Genomic DNA, 17,381 nt, shown 5'->3' on the forward strand with positions numbered 1-17,381 from the left:
TACATGCCACCAATGGAATTGCGTCTGCCTTTCATCAACCGGAACCCTATGGTTGCGGTCGTTCGCTTGAGCGGTGCCATTGGCGCCGGAGGGCGGCTGCCTCTGAATGACGAGGCCATGGCGCCTGTGATTGAAAAGGCCTTTCGCAAAGGCAAGCCCGTTGCGGTGGCTTTGGTGATTAATTCGCCAGGGGGGTCGCCGGTGCAATCGGCACTCATTGCCGCACGCATTCGCCGACTGGCGCAGGAAAAGGACATTCCGGTCCATGCCTTTGTTGAGGACGTGGCAGCGTCTGGCGGGTATTGGTTGGCGAGCGCGGCGGATGACATTTGGGTCGATGAGAATTCGATTGTCGGGTCTATCGGGGTGATCTCGGCCGGGTTCGGGGCGCATGTGTTTTTGTCACGACAAGGTATTGAGCGCCGTGTTTACACCGCTGGAAAATCCAAGAGCACACTCGATCCTTTCATGCCGGAAAAGAAAGAAGATGTGGCGCGGCTCAAGTCCTTGCTTGAGGACATGCACACGTCGTTCATAGCTCAGATCAAGACGCGACGTGGTGATCGATTGACCAGTGATGTAGATCTTTTCACAGGTGAATTCTGGTTGGGCTCTCGTGGTGTTGAGCTTGGCTTGGCTGACGGGGTCGGGCATCTGGTGCCCAAGCTCAAACAACTCTACGGCGACAAGGTGCGCTTCTCGGTCTATGGCCGTAAGCGGGGTCTCTTTCAGCGCTTCGGTATGACCATGGCCGAAGACGCCTTTGCCGCAATAGAAGAGCGCGCGGCTTATGCGCGGTTCGGTCTCTGACGTGCTATCGAAGATCGCCATACTCTTTCTCGTGTTCATGGCCATTCTGGCGATGTTCGGGCGCCTGCGCTTTCCTGGGCAAAAAAAGCTTCAATCCGCCAAGTGCTCTAAATGCGGACGGTTTCGGATCGGTAAGGGACCCTGCCCTTGTGGTAAGGATGGCCGCGCATGATGCCTTGGCTGCTCTCTGGCCTGGGCCTGCTGATCTTGCTTCTGGCTGGGGATGCTCTTGTCAAAGGCGCCGTGAACCTAAGCCTGCGTCTGGGTGTCCCAGCGCTTATCGTGAGCCTCACCATTGTCGCCTTTGGCACCTCTGCGCCTGAACTGTTGATCGCGATCAACGCCGTTCTGGAAGGCAAGCCGGGCCTGGCTCTGGGAAATGTTGTTGGCTCCAACACAGCGAACATTCTGTTGGTGATGGGCGTCCCGGCGATGCTTGCCGTGCTCTACACGTCACATTGCAACACGCGCAAAACCTATATTTTCATGATCGTCTCGACGCTCGTGTTCATTGCTCTTGCATTTCGAGGCGTATTTGATGCGCTCGCGGGGTGCATATTGCTGGCGATTTTGGCCTATGTGCTATTCGACGCTTTTCGCGATGCGCATCGCCATCGCAAGTCCTGTGGCGCACCGGGAACCGGATGCGTCGAGGAGGACGAGGAAGAACTCGAAGGTGCCGATCCGAACATGCCCTGGTGGCAGATTTTCGTCTTTCTGATTCTGGGGCTCGTTGGCCTCCCTCTGGGTGCTGACCTCTTGGTGACCAATGCGTCCATTATCGCCAAGAGCTTTGGGGTCAGCGATGCTGTGATTGGCCTGACGCTTGTAGCTCTGGGCACATCATTGCCCGAATTGGCAACGACCGTCATGGCGGCGCGACGTGGTCAGGCGGATGTGGCGTTGGGCAATGTCATTGGGTCGAACATGTTCAACCTTTTGGCCATTATCGGCATCACCACGCTTGTTGGGTCGATCCCTGTTGCTCCTGAGTTCCTCAGATTTGATTTGTGGGTGATGCTGGGTGCATCGCTCCTCATTATCCCGTTCGTATTTTTCAAGCGCGACATTACCCGAGTCTGGGGTGTTTGTTTGACTGCGCTATATCTGGTCTACATTCTTGTTGTCTTGACCTAAGGGGAGCAACTTTGTGGCAAAGACTTCACCAAAACGCGCGCTTGTAACCGGCGCGGGCAAAAGAGTTGGCCGGGAAATGGCGCTGTATCTGGGGCGCCGAGGGTTTGATGTAGCGGTTCACTACGCCACCTCTTCTGCCGGGGCTGAAGAAGTTGTTAAAGAGATCCGTTCGATGGATCAAACAGCCGCCGCGCTTCAGGCGAACTTGCTTGATGAAGGTGCCGTGCAGTCGCTGGTACCGAGTGCAGTAGCGGCGCTGGGTGGGCCGCTGACTTTGCTCGTGAACAATGCGTCGATTTTTGAGCAGGACACCTATGAAACGGCGACCCGACATAGTTGGGATATGCATATCGAGTCGAACCTGCGTGCACCATTCGTGCTCACTCAGGCGCTGGCCTCGCAAATCCCGGACCCGGTGATGGACGACGTGAACGAACCGGTGGCCCAAGGTTTGGTGGTTAACATGATCGACCAGCGTGTGCGCAAGCTGACTCCGGATTTTACCAGCTATACGATTGCGAAGATGGGTCTTTGGGCGATGACCAGAACTGCCGCGCAGGCGCTGGCCCCGCGTGTGCGCGTCAACGGAATTGGGCCGGGACCGACCCTACAAAGTACGGAACAAACATCTGAGCAGTTTGCCAAACAGCGTGCGCGTACGGTTCTTAAACGTGGTGCGAGCCCGGCAGATATTACGGCGGCCTTGGGCTATTTCATCGACGCTCCTGCCATCACAGGGCAGCTACTTTGCGTCGATGGTGGACAGCATCTTGCCTGGCAAACTCCCGATGTGGTGGGTGTCGATCTGTGATGTGCAGCGCCAAGTTGTTCACCGTTCACGGAATTGATGCTAAAACTTCACAAAAACTTAATGTTTTCAGTATTTTGACTTTAAGAGAAGTTTTTTCCCTTTAAGATCAATATGATAAATAACTGCCTAAAATTTAGGCAAATCAACGAAAGCGCCTGAAAACAACAGAAAATCCGCCCTGTCCAAAAGTTATCAGCAAAGTTGTCCACATCTTTCGTGGACATGTTTCCTCTTGCTCCCACTTCGATAAGATTGCAGCGCAGCATGAGAATCATAAGTCAGGCATATGTCCGAGCAGACACCGCATTCTGAGGCCGATGAAAAACCCATGCCGACAGGGCATGAGGTCATCCTGAGCTATCTCAAAACCCTTGATGGATCGCCGGGTGTATACCGCATGTTGGGGGCGCAGTCGCAGGTGCTTTATGTGGGCAAAGCTCGCAATCTGAAAGCACGGGTGTCGAGCTATTCGCGACCAACGGGGCACACGCCGCGTATTGCGCGGATGATCTCGGAGACCGCGTCGATGATGTTCCTAACGACTGCCACGGAAACCGAAGCGCTCTTGCTGGAGCAAAACCTGATCAAGCAGCTCAAACCGCGCTACAATGTGCTTCTGCGCGACGACAAGAGTTTTCCGAACATCCTTGTCACGGGGCATGACTTCCCGATGATCAAGAAACATCGGGGCGCGAAGAAAGAAAAGGGACGCTACTACGGTCCTTTCGCCAGTGCCGGTGCTGTGAACCGCACATTGGGTCAGCTGCAGCGCGTGTTTCAGTTGCGCAATTGCACAGACACGCAGTTTGAAACGCGCACGCGTCCTTGCTTGCAATATCAAATCAAACGCTGCACCGCGCCTTGTGTCGGGCTGATCTCAAAGCCAGAATACGCGGCGCAAGTAGCCGATGCACAGCGATATCTGTCTGGCAAATCCACAGAGATACAGGAAAAGCTCGGGGCACAGATGCAAGAGGCGTCTGAAGCGATGGAGTTTGAGCGCGCAGCTGCACTTCGCGACCGGATCAAGGCGCTGACGCAGGTGCAGACTGCGCAAGGCATTAACCCGCGCACCGTGGATGAGGCTGATCTTGTGGCATTGCACATGGACAAAGGTCAGGCGTGTGTTCAGGTCTTCTTTATCCGGGCTGGGCAGAATTGGGGGAACAAGGACTTCTATCCGCGTGTAGGCGCAGATGTTGCCGAGGCCGAAGTGCTGGAGGCATTCCTGGGACAATTTTATGACACCAAGGATCCTGCACGGCAACTGATCCTGAGCCATGAGATTGAGAATGCGGACCTGATGGCGGATGCGCTGTCGGGCAAGTTGGGACGCAAGGTTGAAATCCTTGTCCCGCAACGTGGCGAGAAGGCGGAGTTGATCGAAGCCGGGCTACGCAATGCGCGGGAAAGTCTGGCGCGCAAGATGTCGGAATCCGCGACGCAGGCCAAGCTGCTCAAGGGTGTTGCTGAGGCGTTTGATCTGCCAGCCCCTCCTGCGCGGATCGAGGTTTATGACAACTCGCACATCCAAGGAGCTTTTGCCGTCGGGGCCATGATCGTGGCAGGCCCCGAAGGGTTCATGAAGAGCCAATATCGCAAGTTCAATATCAAGGGTGAAGAATTAACCCCGGGAGATGACTTCGGGATGATGAAAGAGGTGCTGAAGCGCAGACTGAAGCGGCTGCAGAAAGAAGATCCTCAACGGGAGAAAGGACTTTGGCCTGATTTGCTTTTGATTGACGGAGGTGCCGGGCAAGTGAGCGCAGTGGCTCAAATCATGCGTGAGATGGGTGTCGACAACCTTCCAATGGTGGGCGTGGCCAAGGGCGTGGACCGGGATCACGGCAAGGAAGAATTCCACCGGACGGGCAAAATGCCAATGGCGTTACGCCACAATGATCCGGTGCTCTATTTCATTCAACGCTTGCGTGATGAAGCTCATCGTTTTGCGATTGGCACGCACCGGGCCAAACGTGCCAAGGCGGTGGGCGCATCGCCACTGGATGACATAGCCGGTGTGGGTGCTGCACGAAAACGGGCGCTTTTGGCGCATTTCGGGTCTGCCAAGGCGGTCAGTCGGGCCGCACTGGCCGATCTCAAGGCTGTGGAGGGCGTGTCTGAGGCTTTGGCTCAGAAAGTGTATGACCATTTCCATGAAGGCGGGTGATTGTTTCGCAAGGGCTTTGCTCGTGGCGACCGGTGCGAGGGGTTTCACCCCTCGCGCTCCCCAGAGTATTTGCGGAACAGTGAAAGCCTCAGAACGGGGCTTTCCCCGTCTGGCGCTTGGGTCTACTAAGTTTGGTATGACGTGGAACATTCCAAATGTGCTGACTTTGCTGCGCCTGTTGGCGGCGCCAATGGTGGCGGTGATGTTCCTGTACTTTAACCGCCCTTGGGCGGATTGGTTTGCGCTTGTGCTGTTTATCAGTGCAGCCATCACCGATTGGTTTGATGGCTATCTGGCGCGGCTTTGGAAACAGACGACGAAGCTCGGCACGATGCTCGACCCCATCGCCGACAAAGCGATGGTTGTCATCGCGTTGGCCGTGATCCTCGGCTACTCATCCATGTCACCCTGGCTGGTGCTGCCTGCGACGGTCATTCTGTTTCGCGAGGTGTTTGTCTCTGGCTTGCGTGAATATCTGGGCGACACGGCGGGTACACTCAAGGTGACGAAACTGGCCAAGTGGAAGACAACGTTCCAGATGATCGCGATTGCCGTGCTGTTTGCGCAAGGTGTGTTTGAGCACTATTTTGGGATGTCATCGCTGGGTATGGATGAGCAGATTGTGGTCGATATTCTGGAGGGGCGCGAAGAGGATCTCTTTAGTCTGCGCTGGAAGTTTCAGGGGATGATCATATCTGGACATGCAGGGCTGTGGCTGTTGTGGCTGGCCGCAGCCATGACGCTGATTTCCGGGATCGACTATTTCCGCAAGTCGGTGCCGTATCTGAAGGATTGAGCGATGGATGTGCTTTACTTTGCCTGGGTGCGCGAGCGGATCGGTCAACCCAAGGACATAGTAGATACCGGTGCTGCGACGGTGCGTGAGCTGGTAGAAGAATTGCGTGCGCGTGAGCCGCGCTATGAAGCGGCCTTTGCCGATCTTGATGCGTTGCGCGTGGCCGTCGATCAGGAACTTGCCGACTTTGATACGCCCTTGTCCGGGGTGCGCGAGGTCGCATTCTTTCCGCCCATGACCGGAGGCTGAGACACATGGACGTGCGCGTTCAGGATGTTGAGTTTGATCTGGGCGCAGAACTGAATAGATTTGCCGCACGGCAGACCGGCATGGGTGCCGTTGTCAGCTTTACCGGTATTGTGCGCGACCTCGCCGAGGGTCTCGATGTGATGCAGATCGAGCATTATCCGGGCATGACCGAAAAGGCGCTGACCAAGATCGCTCAAGAGGCCAAGACGCGCTGGTCGCTTGGGGATGCTCTGGTCATTCACCGCCATGGTGCGCTTAGGGCGGATGACCTGATCATGATGGTGGCCACCTCGGCCCCGCATCGGGTGGATGCGTTTGCCGCGGCGGAATTCCTGATGGATTACCTGAAGTCGCGCGCGCCGTTCTGGAAGAAAGAAGTCACCGGCTCTGGAGAAGACTGGGTGGCGGCAAAGGATGAAGACGAAGATGCGCTGACGCGCTGGGACTGACGTAAGGTTTGCGTTGACCCGTGCGCAGCCCGGCGTCAGACCAAACCCATATCCAGACCAAAGGACCCGCCGAGATGAGTGCTGTTGTTGACGAATATGTCGAAAAACTGGATCCAAAAGCCAAGGGGACCATTCGTGGGACTGCGAAGCTCTTGATCACTGGGGAAGGCTCGGTGATGCTCGATGAAGCAGGCGCGCGGGAAGGTGACGGCGAGGCGGATGTGGTGCTCATCGCCAGTGACGAGGTGTTTCGGAATATTCTTTCGGGGGACCAAAACCCGGTCATGGCCTTTATGTCTGGCAAGCTGAAAGTTGAGGGCAATACCCAGCGGGCACTGAAAGTGAGTGCGATCCTCACGGAATGAACGTTAGGACACGTCCATCACCCAAATCTCGCAAATGAATTGCGGCTCGGTTGTTGGCATCATCTGAAAGGGTTTGCCGCGCTCGGTGACGCGCAGTTTGCCTGCGGACTCCAACTCAGTCAGCACATCGGCATAACCAAATTCGTCCCATGTGCCCTGAACCGCTGCAAAGATGATTTTGCCGCCGGGCCGCACCAGCCGGGCGTATTCCCGCAGGCTGGCATAGGGAACTTGTGTGGTGGTCCCACAACTGACAAGCGCATCGGCACAATCGGCATCTAACGCTGTTTGCTGACTCAGATCGCATTGGTGCAGTGCGGTGTAGATGCCCTTGGTGCGAGCTATTCCCAGCATGTTTTCGGAGAAATCCAGCGCAGTGAGGTGTTTGAACCCTTCGTGGTGAAGGGCTTCACCCACCAGCCCGGTGCCGGCACCTGCGTCGATGATACGCATGTCGGGTGTGAGATGCCGGGTTGCTGTTTTGGCCAGTTCTAGTGGCGCAAGATAGTCGTCCACCGATCCGACATCGCCGTCATATTGTGCAGCCCAGATATCGTAACGACGGCGCAGTTCCTGGTTGTCGGGCGCGCGGATGACCCAATCCACGCGGTCGGCTTGATTGTCGGGGAGTTCTTCCTGTCCCATCGAAATGTCCTTTCGCTTTAGCGCCCGTGGCTGCGGTCATAGCCGTTGACATCTGGCCTCTGCCATTCATCCAGCGCGCCAGCTTGCGGGGCAAACACCTCGACCTTGAGAGGATAGCATGCCGCTGTGTCGCTGGAATGTTCAGACGAACAATCACCGCCAGGACAGGCGCTGAGCGCGCCGAGGATGTCAATTTCGGCGAAGAACTCGATGTAATCGCCGGGTCGCACGGGACTCGACTTCATGAAATACTGGCCCGTGTCGCGGGTGAAGCCGGTGCACATGAAAACGTTGAGGACGTCATGCACATGTGGCTCGGCCTCGGACAAAGACACGCCCAACTCATCCGCCAAGGCCCGCGTGAGGTTGGAATGACAGCAATGGTGATACTGCGATCCGGCCAGCAGGTTCCCTGTGTAGGGATCGCAGCGTGTGCCGATGACGTCATGCACTGAGCCGCCATAGGCGTCGATGCCGTACCAGCCTAGAGTGTCCTCGGTGATCGTTGCCATGGGGCGCAGGTGCGGAAAGCTCGACCACATGCGTTCGCCGGTGGTCAGGTGCGCGCCGTGCAAGGCGCGGCTTTTGCCGGAGTAGAACCGTTCACTCAGATCGTTGGCATTCCATAGGTTCAGGTCGCCCACCTGAGGGCCTTCGACACTGGTGATGCGAAAGAACTGACCAGCCGCAGCACGAAAACAGGCCGCCTCACGCGGCGGCGCGATGACCTCATCAATCTTCGTGGCCCCGTCGCGTGCAGCCTGGTAAAGCGCCAGATCAGGCTTAGGCAGTGTGTCATTGGGATAGCAGATCACCGGTTTGACGGCGCGGCGCGCATCGGCATCGGAGGGTTGGGTCATGAGCGGATCACCTTTTGGAAAACGCCTGGCAATCTGACGGCACTTTGCCATCGGATGTAAAGACCTCAGCACGGCAGGCGGCACAGCGATAAAGGCTTTGGCCGTCCTCATCACCTGAACGCACCGCCCGCCATCGGCACGAGCGCGTCTGGCGGTTGGCGAAAAGAACAATCAGGATAAAGGCTATGATCAGCCCAACAACGACGATCATGTTAGCTTGGCGTCCAATAGGTCAGCATAGGCAAAGAGCGCCGGCTGCCCGCCTGTATGCCAGAACAGGATGCGCTTTCCGGCCAGTCGATCTTTCTGAGCGAGCAGCCCGGCCATGACCTTTCCCGTGTAGACTGGATCGAGGATCAGCCCTTCGGTGCGTGCAGTGAGTTGCAAGGCGGACACCAATGGGTCGGAAAGCTGGCCATAGCCGGGCTCAAAGGCGCTGTCGTCGAGGCAGATATCTTTGGGCGTCACCGGGTTTTCCATGCCCGTCAGTTCAGCCAGATCTTGTATGCGTCTCGTGACACGATCCGTTTGCACATCTGCGTTTCGGCGCACGCAAATACCGGTCACTGGGGTTTTGTCGCCGAGCGCGCGTAGTCCAAAGAGCAGGCCGCAATGGGTAATGGCAGAGCCGGACGCCAGGAAAATCTCGTCGAATTGCTCGGCCTGTGACAACAATTCAATTGCCGCCTCCACGTAGCCCAATGCTCCGGTGGGTGGTTGATCCGCTGAGAGTGGAACAATGAAGGGGTGTTCACCGGCATGGCGCAAGTCTTCTGCGATCACCCGTAGTTGCGCGTCTGCTCCTGCTTCATCCTCGCCTTCGGGATAGCTGTGCAGTGTCGCGCCTAGCAGCCGGTCCAGAAGCACATTGCCATTCTCGCGATATGTCTCGTTTTTGCCTGGTACACGGTCTTCCAGCTGTATGTGGCACCCCATGCCAAGACGCGCGGCCATCGCCGCCGCAGTGCGTACGAAATTCGACTGTATCGCCCCGGTGATCAGAACTTGCGTGGCCCCTTCGGCTTGTGCCTTGCCGAGATAGAACTCCAACTGCCGCACCTTGTTGCCGCCCAGACCCACGCCGGTGCAGTCGTCGCGCTTGACCCAAAGGTCGATGCCAACGGATTTGCCAAGGTTTGGCATCGGTTCAAGCGGGGTGGGGAGATGTCCCATCCGAGCGCGTGGAAATCGTTTCAGGTGGTCATGTAAAGTCATGCCTTACTAGCACCCGGACAGAGACGATTTGTCAATCTGCGGGTCAGACCGAAGGCCGCGTGACCTCATCCAAAGGTTCAAACGAAGACTTTGAGCGAAGCCTGTCTGATTACATCATACAGCGAGATGATCCATTTTTTCATTTGCGCGACGTGCCAATCGGCAGTGAGCCGGACCTTTAGGCCCGGCTCGAAGAAGATTGCAAGGATATATGCGTCAGCTTGCGGGCGCAGGTGCGTCCGGTGTTTTTGGCTCTGCCCGGCGGAACCATCCGCGGCGCGGACCTTCGCGTGGCTCGCCATACCAGTTCTCATTGCGGGTCGCGAACATGGTGCCTGCGATGGCCGCAAAGAGCAGAATGGATCCCGCCAGAAGGGCATAATCTGCGCTGCGCAGGATGAGGTAGAGTACGCCATAGAGCACAGCGAGCAAGACTGCGACAACCAAAGTCCGTTTGCCCAGTTTGAGCGCGGTTGCCGCAAAGGCAGTCACCAAACCCACCGTGGCACCTCCGGCAAGGAGATAGGCCAAAGCGAACCCTACTTGTTCTGATAGCGCCAGCATCAACAGGAAAAAGGTCGACTGCGCCAAGCCAATCAGGATGTATTGCACCGGATGGGTCGGGCGCTTGGTCTGACCCTCAACAAGGTAGATCGTGAGGAAGGTCAGCCCTATAAACAGCACACCGTAGCGTGCGGCGCGATATGCTTTTTGGTAAAAGTCATTGGGACGGTAGAGGCCGACGCCAAAGCTGGTCTCGTTGCGGGCAAGTTCATCCTGATCTTCACGGCTGATCTGTGGCAGGGCACGAGCAAGATGCGGGATCACCCATTCTGCAGTGAACCCGGTATCTGTAATTTCGCGCGTGTCCGGAAGGAACGCGCCTTGGAATTCCGGATGGGGCCAGTCCGAGCGCATCACCACCCGTGTTTCGCGTCCAACTGGTGCAAATGAAACAGCTTCGGCACCGTTAAACCCAAGCTTGAGCGTATAAGCCTTGATCGCCCTGGGATCGCCCGTGGCTGCACGTACACCACCGACCCAACGATTGTCGCTGGCCGCTGGTTCCATAGCCAAACTGCGCCCATCCGCCAGAAGCCGCGTTTCGCCACGCAAAGCGCGGTTGGAGCTGACATTGATCCGCAGCTCGGCCTTGTCCCACAAAAGCACTTCTTCGCCACGCAGAACGCTCTCTGCATCTTCTGCCGGGAAATCAAAGGCCATGTCGGACTTTGAGGTGTAGACCGGAACTGTGAAAATGCCGCGGCTGCGTTCCTGTGTCGTTTTTTCAATTTCGATGTCGAGTTTATCCGGCAGGATATAGACCGGGGCACGGCGCAATGTTTTGGTCACAGTCTTGAATTGAAAGACCGGCCTGTCCTTGGCGTCGAGCTTTTGCTCGCCGGTTAGCGGGTCAACTACTTCACTCTTTTCGCGTACGGTTACGGTTTCTTCCACAGGGATGATCAGAACGGGGCCGGATAGCTTTTGCGCCCCACCCCATTCATGGCCGACCGAGCTTATGGTTAGGCGGTTATAGTCAGCGCGACTGTCGATAATGGCGCCGACAAAGAAAACGGGGATGGTCATGAGCAGGACCAATAGCCCCACGATGATAAAGCGAAGCCCGGCGGATCGGTGCATGGATAACTCCTGTCTCAACTGTTCCGATGCTGTCCATTTTGGCCCAGTTGCGTGCAGTGCATTGCCATGATTTTGCGCAGTTTTTGCGCAGATTAGGGGCCTTGTGTGATCATGCACCTGCATGTAGACTTTGCGTATGAGTAACCTGCCTCAACAAGAAGCGATGTGGTATGCCCTGTCGCGGGGATATAGCCAGGCACGGGACGCACTGGAGAGTGCGCTAAAGTCTGCGAACCTTCCCGCGCTTGATGTTTTTGATGCGCTTAACGCGCTGGTTGAAAGCGAGACGCAGCTGACGGCCAAAGCACTGGAAACAGCTCTCCTGATGCCACAATACGGCGTGTCGCGTTTGCTGGACCGTATGGAGAAAGACGGGCTCGTTGCGCGTGTGGCCAACCCCGGCGATCAGCGGTCAAAGCTGCTGAAGGTTACACAGAGCGGTGCCGAGACACATATCCGCATGAAGCGGGTGCGCGACGCAAGTCTGGTCGATTTCTTTGGACCACGCGCCCGGCCAGGTCAATTGATGCGCATGACACGGCTTTTGGGGCTGCTTGATGACACGGCGGACGCGGCGGATTAAACCGCACGCTCCAGCATCATCTTTTTGATTTCCGCAATCGCCTTGGCCGGGTTCAACCCTTTGGGGCACGTCTTGGCGCAGTTCATGATCGTGTGACAGCGGTAGAGCTTGAAGGGATCTTCCAGATCATCCAACCGTTCACCCGTCGCCTCATCCCGGCTGTCGATGATCCAGCGATAGGCATGCAAGAGAGCGGCTGGTCCAAGGTACTTGTCGCCGTTCCACCAATAGCTCGGGCACGAGGTTGAGCAGGACGCGCACATCACGCATTCATACAATCCATCGAGCTTTTCACGGTCTTCAATGGACTGCTTCCATTCCTTGGCCGGGCGGTTTGTCTTGGTCTCAAGCCACGGCATGATGGACGCGTGTTGTGCATAGAAGTGTGTCAGGTCCGGGATCAGATCGCGGACCACAGGCATGTGCGGCAGTGGATAAATCTTTACATCCCCCTTGATCTCATCCAGACCGTAGATACAGGCCAGCGTGTTGATGCCGTCGATATTCATCGCACATGAGCCGCAAATCCCCTCGCGGCAAGAGCGGCGGAAGGTCAGCGTGGGATCAATCTCGTTCTTGATCTTGATCAGCGCGTCCAGAACCATCGGGCCGCATTTGTCCATATCGAGGAAATAGGTGTCTACTGACGGGTTTTTGCCGTCTTCCTGGTTCCAGCGGTAAATCTGAAACTTGCGGACATTCGTCGCGCCCTCTGGCTTGGGCCAGGTTTTGCCCGTCGTGATCCGGGAATTCTTTGGCAGGGTCAGTTGAACCATAGCTTTTCTCCGATCAGCCGCCCAAAAGGGTCAGGCCATTTTCCGCGTAACACTGAACCGCCTCCTGGCGGGTCGAAATTTCGATGACTGTCTCCGCCGTCTCAGTCGTGATCTCTGTCACCGAGGCGCGCGCAAGGCCCAGGATCTCTCCGGCCGAGGCGGCGTCAATCACGCAATCGGTAATGGGCGCGATGTTAAGGCCGGGAAACCGCGCCTGCATCACTTCATTGACCACAGTTTTGGCCTGATTGCGCGCCAGGGCATCCGCGGCGTCATTTGCGGCCGTACACCCTGCGAGAACGATAACCGTAAAGGCAAGTACCGCACGCATCAGAAGGTCCGTTCCTTAGGGGCAATTTTCTTAAGGCTGATGCCACCTTCGGCCTCGGTGGTGAGCGGGTCTTCGATAATGGGGCGGTAACTGAGGTCGACCGTCTTACCATCAACGCGCGCCACAGTGTGCACACGCCATTTTTTGTCGTCCCGCGTGCTGAAATCCTCATGTGCATGCGCGCCACGGCTTTCTTTGCGCGCCTCGGCGCCGGCAATGGTCGCCAGTGCGTTGGGCATCAGGTTGGTCAACTCGAGCGTTTCCATCAGGTCGCTGTTCCACACAAGGCTGCGGTCGGTGACCTTGATGTCATCCATCTTGGCAGCGATCGCGTCCATTTTCTGAACGCCGTCTGACAGTGTTTTGGAGGTGCGGAACACCGCCGCGTCGGCCTGCATCGTACGCTGCATTTCGAGCCGCAGGTCCGCAGTTGGCACGGCGCCATCGGCATGCCGCAACCCGTCAAATCTATCGAGCGCTTTGTCAACCTGGCTTGTATTGGTGTCGGGCACCGCAGTTTCGCGATCCACGACCTTGCCAGCCCGAATGGCGGAGGCACGGCCAAATACAACGAGATCAATAAGAGAGTTGGAACCAAGCCGGTTCGCGCCATGCACCGAAGCACATCCCGCTTCGCCCACAGCCATAAGACCAGGCACAACCGCGGTTGGGTCCTTCTTGGAAGGATTGAGCACCTCGCCCCAGTAATTCGTCGGAATGCCGCCCATGTTGTAGTGCACAGTCGGCAGGACTGGAATGGGTTGCTTGGTGACATCGACACCGGCGAAAATCTTGGCTGATTCCGAGATGCCTGGGAGCCGAAGTTTCAACGCCTCCGGCGGCAGGTGACTCAGGTTTAGATGAATGTGATCGCCACCTTCGCCGACACCGCGCCCTTCTCGGATTTCCATCGTCATGCAGCGCGATACGTAATCGCGAGGTGCGAGGTCTTTGTAATTGGGCGCATAGCGCTCCATAAACCGCTCACCTTCGGAGTTGGTGAGATACCCGCCCTCACCACGCGCGCCCTCGGTGATCAAAGTGCCAGAGCCATAGATGCCTGTCGGGTGGAACTGAACGAATTCCATGTCCTGAAGTGGCAGTCCTGCGCGCGCCACCATCCCGCCGCCATCGCCGGTACAGGTATGCGCCGAGGTCGCACTGAAATAGGCGCGGCCATAGCCACCGGTGGCCAGAACGACCATCTTAGAGTTAAAAACATGGATCGAGCCATCGTCGAGCTTCCAGCACACCACGCCGGTGCAGACGCCATCATCGCCCATGATCAGATCAATGGCGAAATACTCGATGTAGAACTCAGCATTGTTCTTCAGGCTTTGACCATAAAGCGTGTGCAGGATCGCATGACCCGTCCGGTCCGCCGCCGCACAGGTGCGTTGCACCGCAGGGCCTTCACCAAATTCCGTGGTGTGGCCGCCAAAGGGGCGCTGATAGATTTTGCCCTCTTCTGTGCGCGAAAACGGCACGCCGTAGTGCTCCAGTTCATAGACGGCTTTGGGCGCTTCGCGAGCGAGGTATTCCATCGCATCGGTATCGCCCAGCCAGTCGGAACCTTTAACAGTGTCATACATATGCCACTGCCAACTATCGGGACCCATGTTGCCCAGGCTGGCCGCAATGCCACCCTGCGCTGCTACAGTGTGAGAGCGGGTTGGAAAGACCTTGGTGATACATGCAGTGCGCAGACCCTGCTCGGCCATGCCGAGCGTGGCACGCAAGCCTGCACCGCCTGCACCCACCACCACAACGTCATAGTCATGCGTTTCATAATCGTAAGCTGCCATACGTGATTACTCCGGTCTCAAAGTGCCAGCCGTGCGATGGCGAACAGGCCTGTGGCCATGGCGCCGTAGCTGAGGCAGGTGACGAGAATGATGGTGATTTTCTGGGCTGTGCCGTGCACGTAATCTTCGATGAGAACCTGTGCACCATCCGAAAAATGTTTGAAGCCTACAATGATTGTAAGCGCCGCCACGATTGCCGGGAAGGGTCGGGCGAAATAGGCGGTCACCTCTTCATAAGTTCCGCCCAACGTTGCGCCGAAAGTGAAGATGAAAAGCGGGATGAGGATAAGCAGCGCCACGCTTTGTACTTTCATCGACCAAAAGTGATGTACGCCGGACTTGGCGGCACCCATTCCTACGGCACGTTTGCGGTCAGTCAGATATCTCATGCCGGTTCCCTTACACGATAAGAGCTGTCAGGATGGTCAGGACCACTGAGCCGCCGATGATGCCCCAACCGAGTTTCTCAGCGGTCTCAATTTCAAGCATCATCGCGTTGTCCCAGATGAGATGACGCACACCGGCGAGGGTGTGGTACCACAACGCCCAGAGTGACAGGAACATAACCAGGTCCCCGAACCAGCCTGTCACCACCGCATTGGCCACCGCGAAGTATTCTGCCGATGTGGCCGCGGCCAGGAACCACCACACGATCAGCAGCGCCGCGACCAACAAGGCATTTCCTGTGATGCGCGTGAGGATCGACGTTATGGATGTGAGCTGGGGCCGGTAGATTGACAGGTGCGGCGAAAGCGGACGATTGCCGCGATTGACATCAGCCATGAACCCTTCCTTCTATTCTGGAGGTGGCATGCATGTCCCGTTGACATACAGCTTTGCCACCGCACGTGTCTTTTTATCCAACCATATGCTGCTAGTGCAAACCCTGAATCCGTCGAATCTGCAGGCATTTGGTCGCAATTCGGTCAATTGTGATCACATTGTATTTTCAGTGATCACAAATTGGGATTCCTAGAATCGGGCCGCCGCTCTGAAATCTGTTTCGTCACCTCTCTTAGAAGCTTGCGCTGCATGCGGTTGGGATAGTCCTCAAAGCTGTTTGCTGTGATCACAAATGCGCCGTTGCCAAGGATAACGTTTTCCCAGAAATATTCTGTGATCTGAGGTTCGGCGCCTTCAATGACAAGCGCATTTACGACAATGTTCGATATGCTCAGTACGTTGTGCACATCCTTTGGATCTACGCCTTCATTGGATGATCCATCGCCGGAAATGTCGATAACCCAACGCTCGCAGTTCGGCACATCTGCAAATTGCGCGCTGGCAAAGGCAAGAGCTTCGCCGATGGCAGTGGAAAAGTTCCGCCAAACACGAGGTGCTGTCTCCACTCGGGTGGCAAATCCCTCCAACACGTCAAAATCAGTCATCCGCGTCCAGGGCGTGACAGCCCGTTGTCGCGAAGACCCTGTCCATTGCAAAACCATAACTGCGGCCTCCTGGGCCACAAGCGCTTCGGATACGGATGCGTCGCGCAGCCCGTCGGCTAGCCCCTGCATCTGGATGCGGTACTCGTTGTTGTCCACCGACCCAGAGACATCCACGGCCAGCACAAGTGCGATTTCACAGGCGCGCGCGCGAAGTGCGGCACACAACAGGAAGACAAAAAGAGAAACACGCCATGCCATTTGGATAAGCATGGCAAGACGCGCTCGACTTGACCAGTCTGGAACGCACGCGTGCGATCACATTGGCATCAGCGCCCAGTAATCCAGATCTAGCATCACGTGCGGCAGGTACTTGCCATCCTCGCCTTTCAGCGTGAAAGGCGCACCACCCTTGGTCGCCACCAATCGCAGACGTAAGGCGCCGACGCCTGGTATGTTGGTTTCAGCTTTGTCCAGTACTTCTGACCAGGCCTTGATCGTATCACCGCTATAGCAGGGATTTGCATGCGCCCCGGCATTCAATCCAGCGACGATCTGCGCATTTGCGAGGCCGTTAAAGCTCAACGTTCGGGCCATGGAGATAACATGACCGCCATAGATGAGCCGTTGGCCATCTTCGCGGAGAGTCGCATCAAAATGGACCTTCGCCGTGTTCTGCCAAAGACGCGTGGCCATCATGTGTTCGGCTTCTTCGACTGTCACACCATCTACGTGGTCGATGGTTTCACCGATGTCATAGTCGCTCCAGCGATGTGGTTCTCCGGCGAGGGTATAATCGTAGTTGTCGAAAGTAAGCCCCTCGGGCACCACCAGATCCCCTACTTCCAGCGCCGGTTTTAACTCGGGAATGAATGTGTCGGGCGAGCGTGCATCGACATTGCGTTTACGCACCATGACCCAGCGCACATAATCAAGCACCACCTCATCACGCTGGTTCGTGCCCTTTGTGCGAACCCAGACAACCCCGGATTTACCATTCGAATTCTGCTTGAGGCCGATCACCTCCGATGACGAACGTAGCGTATCGCCCGGATAGATCGGTTTCAGCCACCGTCCTTCAGCATACCCAAGATTGGCAATTGCATTGAGTGAAATATCGGGAACAGTCTTTCCGAAGACCACGTGAAACGCTGCGATATCATCCAGTGGACTTGCAAGCAGGCCGCAGGCGCGGGCGAACTCATCGGATGAATAGAGCGCATGCCGCGCAGGATAGAGCGCGTGATAAAGCGCGCGTTCTCCGCCCGATACCGTACGAGGCACGGCATGATGAATGGTCTCGCCGACGGTGTAGTCTTCGAAAAACCGGCCCGGGTTGGTCTTGACCAT

Annotated in this window: 22 protein-coding genes; 10 read left to right on the forward strand and 12 right to left on the reverse strand. The window is 56.7% G+C overall.

Annotated elements, in window-relative coordinates; all coding sequences use genetic code 11:
• Nucleotides 1-12 precede the first annotated feature (12 nt).
• From RZ517_RS01715 to RZ517_RS01755, 9 genes are all read left to right on the forward strand, one after another.
• Nucleotides 13-810, forward strand: coding sequence for a S49 family peptidase (locus RZ517_RS01715; protein WP_338551210.1), 798 nt, complete (start codon nt 13-15; stop codon nt 808-810).
• Nucleotides 791-982, forward strand: coding sequence for a hypothetical protein (locus RZ517_RS01720; protein ID WP_338549773.1), 192 nt, complete (start codon nt 791-793; stop codon nt 980-982). The genes RZ517_RS01715 and RZ517_RS01720 overlap by 20 nt, the downstream gene beginning before the upstream one ends.
• Nucleotides 979-1,947, forward strand: a complete 969-nt coding sequence (locus tag RZ517_RS01725) for a calcium/sodium antiporter (protein ID WP_338549774.1) — start codon at nt 979-981, stop codon at nt 1,945-1,947. The genes RZ517_RS01720 and RZ517_RS01725 overlap by 4 nt, the downstream gene beginning before the upstream one ends.
• A gap of 76 nt (nt 1,948-2,023) precedes the next feature.
• Nucleotides 2,024-2,758 (forward strand): SDR family oxidoreductase, encoded by a 735-nt coding sequence (locus RZ517_RS01730; protein ID WP_338551211.1) that lies wholly within the window; start codon nt 2,024-2,026, stop codon nt 2,756-2,758.
• 286 nt (nt 2,759-3,044) lie between these two features.
• A complete protein-coding gene (gene uvrC, locus RZ517_RS01735; RefSeq protein ID WP_338549775.1) occupies nt 3,045-4,928 on the forward strand; it encodes an excinuclease ABC subunit UvrC in 1,884 nt (627 codons plus the stop codon).
• A gap of 136 nt (nt 4,929-5,064) precedes the next feature.
• A complete protein-coding gene (gene pgsA, locus RZ517_RS01740) occupies nt 5,065-5,724 on the forward strand; it encodes a CDP-diacylglycerol--glycerol-3-phosphate 3-phosphatidyltransferase (protein WP_338549776.1) in 660 nt (219 codons plus the stop codon).
• Nucleotides 5,725-5,727: 3 nt separating this feature from the next.
• Nucleotides 5,728-5,973, forward strand: coding sequence for a molybdopterin converting factor subunit 1 (moaD, locus tag RZ517_RS01745; RefSeq protein WP_338549777.1), 246 nt, complete (start codon nt 5,728-5,730; stop codon nt 5,971-5,973).
• Nucleotides 5,974-5,978: 5 nt separating this feature from the next.
• Complete coding sequence (locus tag RZ517_RS01750) at nt 5,979-6,422, forward strand: molybdenum cofactor biosynthesis protein MoaE (protein WP_338549778.1); 444 nt, start codon at nt 5,979-5,981, stop codon at nt 6,420-6,422.
• A gap of 74 nt (nt 6,423-6,496) precedes the next feature.
• The gene (locus RZ517_RS01755) at nt 6,497-6,787 is read left to right on the forward strand and encodes an SCP2 sterol-binding domain-containing protein (protein ID WP_338549779.1); all 291 of its coding nucleotides are present in this window, start codon (nt 6,497-6,499) and stop codon (nt 6,785-6,787) included.
• A 3-nt stretch (nt 6,788-6,790) separates the two neighbouring features.
• Here RZ517_RS01755 and RZ517_RS01760 read toward each other — a convergent pair whose 3' ends face one another.
• The 5 genes from RZ517_RS01760 to creD form a co-directional block, all read right to left on the reverse strand.
• The gene (locus RZ517_RS01760; RefSeq protein WP_338549780.1) at nt 6,791-7,432 is read right to left on the reverse strand and encodes a class I SAM-dependent DNA methyltransferase; all 642 of its coding nucleotides are present in this window, start codon (nt 7,430-7,432) and stop codon (nt 6,791-6,793) included.
• Between the two features lie 17 nt (nt 7,433-7,449).
• Complete coding sequence (locus RZ517_RS01765; RefSeq protein WP_338549781.1) at nt 7,450-8,292, reverse strand: urea carboxylase-associated family protein; 843 nt, start codon at nt 8,290-8,292, stop codon at nt 7,450-7,452.
• A 7-nt stretch (nt 8,293-8,299) separates the two neighbouring features.
• Nucleotides 8,300-8,503 (reverse strand): hypothetical protein, encoded by a 204-nt coding sequence (locus RZ517_RS01770; RefSeq protein ID WP_338549782.1) that lies wholly within the window; start codon nt 8,501-8,503, stop codon nt 8,300-8,302.
• A complete protein-coding gene (locus RZ517_RS01775; protein ID WP_338549783.1) occupies nt 8,500-9,465 on the reverse strand; it encodes a D-cysteine desulfhydrase family protein in 966 nt (321 codons plus the stop codon). Before RZ517_RS01775 ends, RZ517_RS01770 begins: the two co-directional genes overlap by 4 nt.
• Nucleotides 9,466-9,723: 258 nt before the next feature.
• Entirely contained in the window at nt 9,724-11,151 is a 1,428-nt protein-coding gene (gene creD / locus RZ517_RS01780; RefSeq protein WP_338549785.1) for a cell envelope integrity protein CreD, read from the reverse strand.
• A 136-nt stretch (nt 11,152-11,287) separates the two neighbouring features.
• Here creD and RZ517_RS01785 point away from each other — a divergent pair, with 136 nt between their 5' ends.
• Nucleotides 11,288-11,734 (forward strand): MarR family winged helix-turn-helix transcriptional regulator, encoded by a 447-nt coding sequence (locus RZ517_RS01785; RefSeq protein ID WP_338549787.1) that lies wholly within the window; start codon nt 11,288-11,290, stop codon nt 11,732-11,734.
• On the opposite strand, the gene RZ517_RS01790 is transcribed toward RZ517_RS01785, so the two are convergent.
• From RZ517_RS01790 to RZ517_RS01820, 7 genes are all read right to left on the reverse strand, one after another.
• Nucleotides 11,731-12,510 carry a succinate dehydrogenase iron-sulfur subunit gene (locus tag RZ517_RS01790; RefSeq protein WP_338549788.1) on the reverse strand — a complete coding sequence of 260 codons (780 nt, stop codon included), beginning with the start codon at nt 12,508-12,510 and terminating at the stop codon, nt 11,731-11,733. The genes RZ517_RS01785 and RZ517_RS01790 overlap by 4 nt on opposite strands.
• Before the next feature lie 13 nt (nt 12,511-12,523).
• The gene (locus RZ517_RS01795) at nt 12,524-12,841 is read right to left on the reverse strand and encodes a succinate dehydrogenase (protein WP_338549789.1); all 318 of its coding nucleotides are present in this window, start codon (nt 12,839-12,841) and stop codon (nt 12,524-12,526) included.
• Nucleotides 12,841-14,646, reverse strand: coding sequence for a succinate dehydrogenase flavoprotein subunit (gene sdhA, locus RZ517_RS01800; RefSeq protein WP_338549790.1), 1,806 nt, complete (start codon nt 14,644-14,646; stop codon nt 12,841-12,843). Before sdhA ends, RZ517_RS01795 begins: the two co-directional genes overlap by 1 nt.
• 17 nt (nt 14,647-14,663) lie before the next feature.
• Nucleotides 14,664-15,035, reverse strand: a complete 372-nt coding sequence (gene sdhD / locus RZ517_RS01805) for a succinate dehydrogenase, hydrophobic membrane anchor protein (RefSeq protein WP_338549791.1) — start codon at nt 15,033-15,035, stop codon at nt 14,664-14,666.
• 10 nt (nt 15,036-15,045) lie between these two features.
• Nucleotides 15,046-15,429, reverse strand: a complete 384-nt coding sequence (gene sdhC / locus RZ517_RS01810; protein ID WP_338549792.1) for a succinate dehydrogenase, cytochrome b556 subunit — start codon at nt 15,427-15,429, stop codon at nt 15,046-15,048.
• 173 nt (nt 15,430-15,602) lie between these two features.
• Entirely contained in the window at nt 15,603-16,304 is a 702-nt protein-coding gene (locus RZ517_RS01815) for a DUF1194 domain-containing protein (RefSeq protein ID WP_338549793.1), read from the reverse strand.
• Between the two features lie 45 nt (nt 16,305-16,349).
• Complete coding sequence (locus RZ517_RS01820) at nt 16,350-17,381, reverse strand: MaoC family dehydratase (RefSeq protein ID WP_338549794.1); 1,032 nt, start codon at nt 17,379-17,381, stop codon at nt 16,350-16,352.

Source organism: Roseovarius sp. S88, assembly GCF_037023735.1.
Lineage (GTDB): Bacteria > Pseudomonadota > Alphaproteobacteria > Rhodobacterales > Rhodobacteraceae > Roseovarius > Roseovarius phycicola.

Excerpts from the sequence above, each read along its gene's own strand:
- RZ517_RS01715 (WP_338551210.1), top strand. The coding sequence starts at position 13 with ATGGAATTGCGTCTGCCTTTCATCAACCGGAACCCTATGGTTGCGGTC.
- RZ517_RS01720 (WP_338549773.1), top strand. The coding sequence starts at position 791 with ATGCGCGGTTCGGTCTCTGACGTGCTATCGAAGATCGCCATACTCTTT.
- RZ517_RS01725 (WP_338549774.1), top strand. The coding sequence starts at position 979 with ATGATGCCTTGGCTGCTCTCTGGCCTGGGCCTGCTGATCTTGCTTCTG.
- RZ517_RS01730 (WP_338551211.1), top strand. The coding sequence starts at position 2,024 with ATGGCGCTGTATCTGGGGCGCCGAGGGTTTGATGTAGCGGTTCACTAC.
- uvrC (WP_338549775.1), top strand. The coding sequence starts at position 3,045 with ATGTCCGAGCAGACACCGCATTCTGAGGCCGATGAAAAACCCATGCCG.
- pgsA (WP_338549776.1), top strand. The coding sequence starts at position 5,065 with ATGACGTGGAACATTCCAAATGTGCTGACTTTGCTGCGCCTGTTGGCG.
- moaD (WP_338549777.1), top strand. The coding sequence starts at position 5,728 with ATGGATGTGCTTTACTTTGCCTGGGTGCGCGAGCGGATCGGTCAACCC.
- RZ517_RS01750 (WP_338549778.1), top strand. The coding sequence starts at position 5,979 with ATGGACGTGCGCGTTCAGGATGTTGAGTTTGATCTGGGCGCAGAACTG.
- RZ517_RS01755 (WP_338549779.1), top strand. The coding sequence starts at position 6,497 with ATGAGTGCTGTTGTTGACGAATATGTCGAAAAACTGGATCCAAAAGCC.
- RZ517_RS01760 (WP_338549780.1), bottom strand. The coding sequence starts at position 7,432 with ATGGGACAGGAAGAACTCCCCGACAATCAAGCCGACCGCGTGGATTGG.
- RZ517_RS01765 (WP_338549781.1), bottom strand. The coding sequence starts at position 8,292 with ATGACCCAACCCTCCGATGCCGATGCGCGCCGCGCCGTCAAACCGGTG.
- RZ517_RS01770 (WP_338549782.1), bottom strand. The coding sequence starts at position 8,503 with ATGATCGTCGTTGTTGGGCTGATCATAGCCTTTATCCTGATTGTTCTT.
- RZ517_RS01775 (WP_338549783.1), bottom strand. The coding sequence starts at position 9,465 with ATGGGACATCTCCCCACCCCGCTTGAACCGATGCCAAACCTTGGCAAA.
- creD (WP_338549785.1), bottom strand. The coding sequence starts at position 11,151 with ATGCACCGATCCGCCGGGCTTCGCTTTATCATCGTGGGGCTATTGGTC.
- RZ517_RS01785 (WP_338549787.1), top strand. The coding sequence starts at position 11,288 with ATGAGTAACCTGCCTCAACAAGAAGCGATGTGGTATGCCCTGTCGCGG.
- RZ517_RS01790 (WP_338549788.1), bottom strand. The coding sequence starts at position 12,510 with ATGGTTCAACTGACCCTGCCAAAGAATTCCCGGATCACGACGGGCAAA.
- RZ517_RS01795 (WP_338549789.1), bottom strand. The coding sequence starts at position 12,841 with ATGCGTGCGGTACTTGCCTTTACGGTTATCGTTCTCGCAGGGTGTACG.
- sdhA (WP_338549790.1), bottom strand. The coding sequence starts at position 14,646 with ATGGCAGCTTACGATTATGAAACGCATGACTATGACGTTGTGGTGGTG.
- sdhD (WP_338549791.1), bottom strand. The coding sequence starts at position 15,035 with ATGAGATATCTGACTGACCGCAAACGTGCCGTAGGAATGGGTGCCGCC.
- sdhC (WP_338549792.1), bottom strand. The coding sequence starts at position 15,429 with ATGGCTGATGTCAATCGCGGCAATCGTCCGCTTTCGCCGCACCTGTCA.
- RZ517_RS01815 (WP_338549793.1), bottom strand. The coding sequence starts at position 16,304 with ATGCTTATCCAAATGGCATGGCGTGTTTCTCTTTTTGTCTTCCTGTTG.
- RZ517_RS01820 (WP_338549794.1), bottom strand. The coding sequence starts at position 17,381 with ATGGTCAAGACCAACCCGGGCCGGTTTTTCGAAGACTACACCGTCGGC.